8 protein-coding genes are annotated in these 8,341 nt (G+C 64.0%); 7 read left to right on the forward strand and 1 reads right to left on the reverse strand.

Going from position 1 to position 8,341, the window contains the following annotated elements; genetic code table 11:
• From ACP5M5_RS13890 to recQ, 7 genes are all read left to right on the forward strand, one after another.
• On the forward strand, positions 1-206 hold a 206-nt coding region (locus ACP5M5_RS13890; RefSeq protein ID WP_427938317.1), incomplete at its 5' end, for an acyl-CoA dehydrogenase family protein.
• Positions 207-520: 314 nt separating this feature from the next.
• Positions 521-1,666, forward strand: a complete 1,146-nt coding sequence (locus ACP5M5_RS13895) for an ABC transporter substrate-binding protein (RefSeq protein WP_427938319.1) — start codon at positions 521-523, stop codon at positions 1,664-1,666.
• 24 nt (positions 1,667-1,690) lie between these two features.
• Entirely contained in the window at positions 1,691-2,593 is a 903-nt protein-coding gene (locus ACP5M5_RS13900; protein ID WP_427938321.1) for a branched-chain amino acid ABC transporter permease, read from the forward strand.
• Between the two features lies 1 nt (position 2,594).
• Positions 2,595-3,542, forward strand: a complete 948-nt coding sequence (locus tag ACP5M5_RS13905) for a branched-chain amino acid ABC transporter permease (protein WP_427938323.1) — start codon at positions 2,595-2,597, stop codon at positions 3,540-3,542.
• Positions 3,539-4,291, forward strand: a complete 753-nt coding sequence (locus ACP5M5_RS13910; protein ID WP_427938324.1) for an ABC transporter ATP-binding protein — start codon at positions 3,539-3,541, stop codon at positions 4,289-4,291. The genes ACP5M5_RS13905 and ACP5M5_RS13910 overlap by 4 nt, the downstream gene beginning before the upstream one ends.
• Positions 4,288-4,998 carry an ABC transporter ATP-binding protein gene (locus tag ACP5M5_RS13915; RefSeq protein ID WP_427938326.1) on the forward strand — a complete coding sequence of 237 codons (711 nt, stop codon included), beginning with the start codon at positions 4,288-4,290 and terminating at the stop codon, positions 4,996-4,998. Before ACP5M5_RS13910 ends, ACP5M5_RS13915 begins: the two co-directional genes overlap by 4 nt.
• Positions 4,999-5,063: 65 nt before the next feature.
• Positions 5,064-6,848 carry a DNA helicase RecQ gene (gene recQ / locus ACP5M5_RS13920; RefSeq protein WP_427938328.1) on the forward strand — a complete coding sequence of 595 codons (1,785 nt, stop codon included), beginning with the start codon at positions 5,064-5,066 and terminating at the stop codon, positions 6,846-6,848.
• A gap of 7 nt (positions 6,849-6,855) precedes the next feature.
• On the opposite strand, the gene ACP5M5_RS13925 is transcribed toward recQ, so the two are convergent.
• Positions 6,856-8,322, reverse strand: a complete 1,467-nt coding sequence (locus ACP5M5_RS13925; RefSeq protein WP_427938330.1) for an ATP-binding protein — start codon at positions 8,320-8,322, stop codon at positions 6,856-6,858.
• Positions 8,323-8,341 lie beyond the last annotated feature (19 nt).

Genomic DNA, 8,341 nt, shown 5'->3' on the forward strand with positions numbered 1-8,341 from the left:
GAATGAGGGGAGGCATGAGCGGGCAGGCAGCAATGCAAGCCACTGACCGGGCCATTCAGACATTGGGCGGCATGGGTTATGCGACCGAATACCATGTTGAGCGATTATGGCGAGATGCGCGGCTATTCCGCTTTGCCCCGGTTTCCGAAGAAATGGTCCTCAACTTCGTCGCCCAACACGGCCTCAATATGCCTCGCTCATATTGACGAGGTCCGTTTCATAAGAAACCATCGCGCAATCACGCCGGCACAGCGCGGACGGTTCTCTATACCGCCTCGGCCATCATCCTGCGGCGCAGGCTCGGTCGTTGCTGAGCAGATGCGGAATGGACTCTAAAACGACAGATAGCGAATTTACATTTCGTCTGGCTTAGCTTAGTTTTGTGTAACCTAACAATAAATCGAACAAAGCAAGGGAGAGACGACACATGACAAGACCTGGTGTGAGCCGTCGGAAGGTTTTGGCAACGGCGGTCGCAAGTACGTTTGCGATGCCCTTTGTCGCGCGCGGCGCTGGAAATATGCTGCGTATCGGCGTGCCGACGGTGCTTTCTGGCCCGATCGCGCTGCTCGGCACCTCGTCACGCAACGCCTTGATCCTCGAGGCCGATCGCATCAATGCTGGCGGCGGGCTTGCTGGACGCAAGATCGAATTGGTGTTCCAGGATGGCAAGGCGCAGCCACAGGAAACGGCGCGTATCGCGCGCGAGATGATCAACAGCGGCAGCTGTGACCTTCTGATCGACGCAACCCCATCCTCGGGCGCCTTCGCTGTGCAAGAGGTGGTGCGCGATCTTGGGATTTTGTGTTTTCATACCGGAAGCGAGACGTCATCGCTGACCGCCGATCCCAAGCTCCGTGCCCCGACCGCCTTCCGCTGTGCGCGTCAGGGGGTTCATGACAGCATTGCCGGCGGCGCCTATCTCGCGCAGTTCGCGAGCGCGCATAAATTCACCAAATGGGCAACCTGCTCACCGGATTATGCCTATGGCCACGATACGACCGCGCAATTCCTCGATTTTTTCCGCCATTTCAAGCCGGATATCGAAATCATCACCCAATCCTGGCCGAAACTCGGCCAGCCCGACCTCACCGAAGTCATCACGAAATTGATTCAGGCCAAACCACAAGCCTTGTTCACCCTGCTTTATGCCGGTGATCTCTCGGCGTTCATCAATCAGGGCAATGTCTATGCGCTGTTTGGTGCGATGAGCGTCTGTACGCCGAATGTCGATTATCCGGTCCTCAACGCGATCAAGAATCTCCCTGATGGTATCCAGTCCGGCACGCGCTATTTCGAGGAATTTCCACCATTGCCCGCAAACAAGGCCTGGGGCGAGGCGTATCGCACGCGGTTTGGCGAATATCCGACGAACTGGTCGTGGCAGAATGCCGCCGCCATGATGTTCCTCGAGGCCGCAGTGAAAAAAGCCGGAACCGCGGATGGCAAGGCGTTGGTTCCGGTGCTTTCCGGGCTCACCATCGATTGCCCCTTTGGTATCGATGGCCGAGTGACCATGCGCGACGATCATACCATCATCGATTACGCGATCGGCTGGGGCCATACCATCGCGAAGCCGCCCTTCATCACCGACGTCAAACCCGCAGATTGGGGGCAGATCATCGAATTGGAAACCGCATGGAAAAAGCAGCAGGGCTATATTTGAAGCGCTCGCGTCGGCTCTCGTGCCATGGACCTTGAAGCGCTTGCGGCCTGTCTTGCGAGTTCGGCGTGTGTGGTCACGCAAACTACCAGTGGCCTGATCGTTGGCTTGCTGCTGTTTCTCGTCGCCGCGGGCCTCACGCTGATTTTCGGGGTTCTGAAAATCGTCAATTTCGCGCATGGCACATTTTACATGCTCGGCGCCTATATCGCCTATTCCGTCTTGCGGGCGAGCGACAGTTATGGGCTCGCGGTGCTCGCGGCGGGGGCGGCGATGGCGGTGTTTGGCATTGCCTTTGAGCGCCTTCTGATCGCCCGCGTCTATGGCGGCAACGTGCTCATGCAGTTGCTGATCTGTTATGCTGTGGTGTTGATTTTCGACGATCTGGTAAAAATGATTTGGGGCGCGGATTTTCATGCCATGGGTATGCCCGACGCCTTCCAAAGAGCGCCGATCTTCATCGCCGGCGGCGTCGTGCCGCCGTTTTATGCCGGACTGATCGCGATCTCTTTGTGCCTTGCGGCTTTGCTCGGTCTTGGTCTCGGGCTCACCCGGATCGGCAAGATCATCACCGCGGCAGCCGACAACCCGCAGATGGTTTCGGCACTCGGCATCAACACGACGGCGCTTTTCGCTCTGGTGTTCGGCCTCGGCGGCGGGCTCGCGGGGCTGGCTGGGGCGCTGGCGGCGCCGGTGCGTTCGCTCTCACCGGGGATGGGATTTTCGATTTTGATCGAGAGCTTCATCATCACCGTGATCGGCGGTATGGGCTCGATCGCCGGTGCCCTGCTTGCCGCGATTGGGATCGGGCTGTTGCGCGGCTTTGGGACGATCGGCTTTCCGCTCTTTACCGATGGGCTGATCTATGGCGCGATGATTCTCGTTCTTTTGCTGCGGCCGAGCGGCTTGTTTGGCCGCGAGATGATTTGAGATGATAGGATTTTGGCGCGAAGCCGGGCTGGCGCTTGGCGTGCTTCTTCTTTTGCTTTTCGTACCGTTCGTCTTCTCAAGCCCCGCTTTCGAGGATTTCATCATCCGCCTCAGTGCGCTCGCGCTTTTTGCGACCTCGCTCAATCTCCTTATCGGGGCGAGCGGCATGATCTCCTTCGGCCATGGGATGTTTTATGGCTTCGGCGCCTATGCCTTCGCCCTTCTCATGCAGCGGACGACGCTGTCGCTGTTACCGGCCGCTTTGCTTACCCTGTTGCTCACCGCGCTCGCAGCCCTTCTCGTCGGCGCGCTCTGCATCCGTCTCAAAACCATCTATTTCGCCTTTGTGACCTTGGCGATCCAGATGCTGTTTTACAGCGTGATCATCTCCTGGGAGAGTCTGACCGGCGGTGATCAAGGTTTACGCGGCGGCATCCCGCGCCGCGTCATCGCCGGTCTCGATCTCAATCATCAAATCCATCTCTATCAGGTTTGCACGGTCCTTCTGATAGCCGGGCTTTTTGCTATGCGCCATGTCACGGCAAGCCCGTTCGGCGCAACACTGCGCATGATCCGCGACAATGAGGCGCGCGCCGCTTTTCTCGGCATACCGCTATGGCAGCCGAAACTCGCGGTCTTCGTGCTTGCAGCCGTGTTCGCCGCCCTCGGCGGGTTGCTCGCGAGCCTTTTCGTCTCCGGCGCCTATCCCGAACTTGCCGATTGGCCGATCTCCGGCCAGGCAATCTTCGCCGTTATGCTCGGCGGCATCGAGAGTTTTCTTGGCCCGCTGGCGGGAAGCGCGATTTTGCTCACCCTCAACGATATTTTCACTCGCCTCACGGAATATCACGGCCTCGTGCAAGGCGGAGTGATTTTGCTCTTTGCGCTCGGGCTGCGTCGCGGGCTGCTCGATTTCCTGCGCGCGCGTGGCGATGCGGCATCGCCATGACGCTTGCCGTGCGCAACCTAACCAAGCGCTTTGGCGGCGTCGCCGCCATCGATGATGTGACGCTGGAATTTCCTGCCGGGTCGCTTTCGGCGGTGATCGGGCCGAATGGCGCCGGCAAGAGCACTTTCTTCAACCTCATCTCCGGCGCGATCACGCCCGACGGCGGCGAGGTTCTGGTCGATGGCGAGGACATCACCGGGCGCGGCCAAGCTTGGATCGTGCGGCGTGGCCTCGGGCGCGCGTTTCAGGTCGCGCAATTTTTCCCAACCATGACGGTGCGCGAAAATCTCATGGCCGCGGTCGCTGCCCATCGCGGCCAATGGGGGAATCTCGCGCGGCGCTTTCCCCCACCCGGCGCGCGGGCGCGCGCCGGTGAAATCGCCGCGATGCTCGGTCTCGTCGAAAGCGCCGATCGCGTGGCGGCGACGCTCTCGCATGGCGATCAAAAACTGCTCGATATCGCGCTGGCGCTAGCGCTCGACCCGAAGATCCTTCTCCTCGATGAACCGACGGCGGGGATGGGGCCGGAAGAACGCGCGCGCATGATCGATCGCGTGCAGCATCTCTGGGCCGAGCAGAAGCTGACGCTGGTCTTCATCGAGCACGATATGGAGATCGTTTTTCGCATCGCCGAGCGTGTCGCCGTGCTGTGCTATGGGCGGCTTTTGGCAGTGGGAACACCGGCCGCCATTCGCGCCAATCCCGCCGTGATCGCGGCCTATCTCGGCACCGAGGCGCAGACGCCATGACGGGTCTGCTCGAAGTCAGCGACCTCGATGTTCGTTATGGCGCAAGCCAGATTCTGTTTGGCGTGAGCTTCACCCTCGCTGCGGGGCAGACGCTGGCGCTCCTTGGCCGCAATGGCGCCGGCAAATCGACGACGATGAAGGCGCTTGCAGGGCTCTTGCCGGCGCGCCGGGGCGTGATACGGCTTGCGGGCGCGGATGTTACCGGCGTTCCGCCCTATCGTCTGGCGCGTCTTGGCCTCGCCTACGTGCCCGAAGACCGGCAGGTTTTCGCGGCCCACACGGTCGAGGACAATCTCCTGATCGCGCAGAAGCCGGGCCCCGAGGGTGAGACGGCGTGGACGCTCGCGCGGATTTGGGAGAGTTTTCCCCTCCTCGTGCCACTTCGCCGCCGTCCGGCGGGACGGCTTTCGGGAGGCGAGCAGCAAATGCTCGCGATCGCCCGCGCCCTGATCGGCAACCCGAAAATCCTGCTCCTCGATGAACCGAGCGAGGGATTAGCGCCCTTGGTGGTCGCGAGCATCGCGCGCTTGCTGCGCGATCTCCGCGCGCAAGGGGCGACGATCCTGCTCGCCGAGCAGAATTTGCATTTCTGCCTCTCGATCGCGAGCGATGCGCTGATCATTGACAAAGGCCAGATCGTCTACCGTGACACCGTCGCCGGCCTTAATGCAAATCATGAGATCCGCAGCCGCTATCTCGCACTGTAGCCCAATCACCGGCAATTCCATCTCCCGGCTTGCCCTTCGCGCCGCGTCCTGGCGAAATTGCCGCGATGTCCCCCGATTCGCCGACCACGATTCTTCGCAGCATTTTCGGATTTCCGCAGTTTCGCGGTCTTCAGGAAGAGGCCGTGCGCCATGTCATCGCCGGCGGCGATGCCCTGGTCCTGATGCCGACCGGGGGCGGCAAGAGTCTCTGCTATCAGGTGCCGGCGCTTTGCCGCCGTGGCACCGCGATCGTCATCTCGCCGCTGATCGCGCTGATGGATGACCAGGTCGCGGCGCTGCGCCAGCTCGGCGTCAGCGCCGCGACGCTGCATTCCGAATGCGACCCGATGGCTGCGCGCGAGACCACGGCGGCGCTCGCGCGAGACGGCCTCGATCTCCTCTATGTGTCGCCCGAGCGGCTGCTCGGCGGCCTGATCGAGCGGCTCGAAGCGCGCCGGATCGCGCTGTTTGCCATCGACGAAGCGCATTGCGTCTCGCAATGGGGGCATGATTTCCGCCCGGAATACCGGGCGCTTGCCTGCCTTGCCGCGCGCTTTCCCGGCGTCCCCAGGATCGCGCTGACCGCAACCGCCGACCGGCGCACCCGCGCCGATATCCTCGCCAGCCTCGCGATGCCCGACGCGGCGACCTTCGTCGCCAGCTTCCACCGCCCCAATCTCTTTCTTGCGGCCCGCCCGAAGCAGCGCCCGCGCGCGCAGCTCGCCGCCCTGCTTGCCCGCCATCAGGACGCGAGCGGGATCGTCTATTGCGGCTCGCGCGCCCGCACCGAGCAGGTCGCGGCGCGGCTCGGCGCCGATGGCGTCCCGGCGGTGGTCTTTCATGCCGGCCTCGCACGCGCTGAAAAAGAGGCGGCGTTGCGGCGTTTTCGCGCCGGCGAAGCGGTGGTGATGGTGGCGACAATCGCCTTCGGCATGGGGATCGACCGGCCGGATGTGCGTTTCGTCGCCCATCTCGACATGCCCGACAGCCCCGAGGCCTATTACCAGCAGATCGGCCGCGCCGGCCGCGATGGCGAGCCGGCCGAGGCGCTGCTGCTTTACGGAATCGAGGACATCGCCCGGGCGCGCCATTTTCTCGCCCGCTCGCAGGCGCCGCAGAGCCAGCTCCCGGCGCTCAAGGCGCGGCTCGAGACGATGATCGGCCTCGCCGAGACCGGCTCCTGCCGGACGCAAGCGCTTCTCGCCTGTTTCGACGAGCATCTCGAAGGCCCGTGCGGCCATTGCGATAATTGCCGTGCGCCGCGCCCGGCGCTGGACGCAACGGTTCCGGCGCAGCAACTGCTCTCGGCGGTCTATCGCACCGGTCAGCGCTTTGGTCTGCGCCATGTGGTCGCGGTGCTGCGTGGTGAGGCGAGTGAGGCGGTGCGCCGGCATGGCCATGACCGGCTGGCGCTGTTTGCGATCGGCCGCGAGCGATCGGCGGAATTCTGGCACAGCGTCGGGCGGGCGATGATCGCCGCCGGCGCCCTGGTGATGGGCGAAGGCTATGCGACGCTCGCGCTCGATGCCGGCGTCGCGCGGCCTTATCTGCGCGGCGAGCGCATGGTGCGTATCCATGCGCCGACGCAAGCGGCCCCCGCTGGTCTTGCACCAGCGCCGGCGCGCAGCAATGGCGATGGGGCGCTGTTAGAACGGCTACGCGCCTGGCGCAAGCAAACCGCCGATGCCCAAAATCTGCCGCCTTATCTTATTTTCCATGACGTGACGCTGCACGAGATCGCCACGCTGAAACCCGCGACGCTCGCCGCGCTGGCGCAGGTTCGAGGCGTCGGCGCCGCCAAATTACAACGCTACGGCAAGGCATTGCTGGCCGCTTTGAGCCCCGGCTGAGCGGCGCTCAGGGCGGCGTCGACGGCTGGCAGAGGAGTTCGAAGACGCAGCCGGGACAGGCATCGCCGATGGTGAGCGTAAAGCCATGCAGATCGACGATCGCGGCGACCAGGCTGAGCCCGAGGCCGCTGCCCTCGATATGGCGGCTTTTGTCGGCGCGGTAAAAGCGCTTGAATACCTCGCCGCGCTCGGCGAGCGCGATGCCGGGCCCGGTATCGCTGACCCGGACCCGCGGCCCCTCAGGCCCTGCGAGCAACGCAAGCCGCACGGTGCCGCCGGCCGGGGTGAACTTGATGGCGTTGCCGACGAGATTGGCGATCGCCTCGAGCAGGAGATCGCGATCGGCGAAAACCGGCGCTACCGCCTCGATCGCGACCTCGAAGCGGATTTCCTGTTCCTCGGCGATCGGCCGGTAAAGCTCCTCGATTTCGTGGGCGATGCCGGCGAGGTCGACCGCGGCGAAGCCGCTGCGCCGCCGCCGCGCCTCGATCTCGCCGATCCGGAGGAGGGCAGTGATGATGCCGAGCGTCTGATCGAGCCCGACAATGGCGCGGTCGATCGCGTCCTGCAGCGCCTCGCGGCGGCTGGCGTCCGCCGCCGCGCCGCCCGCCTCGAGGCCGGCATCGCGCGCCCGCTCCAGCCGCGCCCGCACCCGGGTGAGCGGGGTGCGCAAATCATGCGCGATATCGTTGCCGATCCCCTTGAGCTGATCGAGCAGCCGCCCGATCTCGTCCAGCATGCGGTTGACGCCGGCGCTCAGGCGATCGAAATCATCGCCGGTGCCGCGGATCGGCAAGCGCTCATGCAGATCGCCGGAGAGGATGCGGGCCATGGTTTCATGCACGTCCTTGACCCGGCGGAGCGCGCGCAGGCTGAGGAAAATCCCGGCGGCGAGCGCAAGCAGCGTCGCCGGGATGACGCTGAGCCCGAGCGCGCGCTGCACGGTGCGGCGCAGTTGCTGAAGATCGCCGACGCTCCGCGCGATCACGAAGGTTTCGCCGGAGGGAAGCGTGCGGATGACGGCGCGCACCGCCTCATCCTGCCCGCCATTGCCGTTATCGACGCGCAGCCGCGTGCGATGGGGCCGGCCGTCGCGCGGCAGGTCGGGCGGTATGTTGGCGAGGTTGCCCGCGAGCGGATGGCCGTCGGCATCGAACAGGGCGGCGAAGGTCAGGTGATGCAGATCTTGCGACAGTCGTGGCCCGAGCATGAGTTCGAGCTCTGCCGGTGACGTTGCGGCAGCGGCGGCGGCGTCGTGCAGCAGGACGCGGTCGATCCGGCGGGTCTCGACCACCGCCGTTTGCCAATAGATGAACAAAAACAGCAGCAGGATGGAGGCGGCGAAGGCGGCGACGAAGCCAAGTGCGAGGCGGAAGGCCGCGGTACGGGCGATCTCGGGAAGCAGCGCTTGGCGTGCGCCGTTCGTTTGCCGCGAAGGTGGCGGAGAGGAGGCTGCCAATGCGTTGCTCGCCATCGGGTTAAATCACCTTTTA

This window comes from Acidibrevibacterium sp. (genome assembly GCF_049965395.1).
Lineage (GTDB): Bacteria > Pseudomonadota > Alphaproteobacteria > Acetobacterales > Acetobacteraceae > Acidibrevibacterium > Acidibrevibacterium fodinaquatile.

Coding starts and splice junctions, on each gene's coding strand:
- ACP5M5_RS13910 (WP_427938324.1), top strand. CDS start 3,539: ATGACGCTTGCCGTGCGCAACCTAACCAAGCGCTTTGGCGGCGTCGCC.
- ACP5M5_RS13895 (WP_427938319.1), top strand. CDS start 521: ATGCTGCGTATCGGCGTGCCGACGGTGCTTTCTGGCCCGATCGCGCTG.
- recQ (WP_427938328.1), top strand. CDS start 5,064: ATGTCCCCCGATTCGCCGACCACGATTCTTCGCAGCATTTTCGGATTT.
- ACP5M5_RS13915 (WP_427938326.1), top strand. CDS start 4,288: ATGACGGGTCTGCTCGAAGTCAGCGACCTCGATGTTCGTTATGGCGCA.
- ACP5M5_RS13900 (WP_427938321.1), top strand. CDS start 1,691: ATGGACCTTGAAGCGCTTGCGGCCTGTCTTGCGAGTTCGGCGTGTGTG.
- ACP5M5_RS13925 (WP_427938330.1), bottom strand. CDS start 8,322: ATGGCGAGCAACGCATTGGCAGCCTCCTCTCCGCCACCTTCGCGGCAA.
- ACP5M5_RS13905 (WP_427938323.1), top strand. CDS start 2,595: ATGATAGGATTTTGGCGCGAAGCCGGGCTGGCGCTTGGCGTGCTTCTT.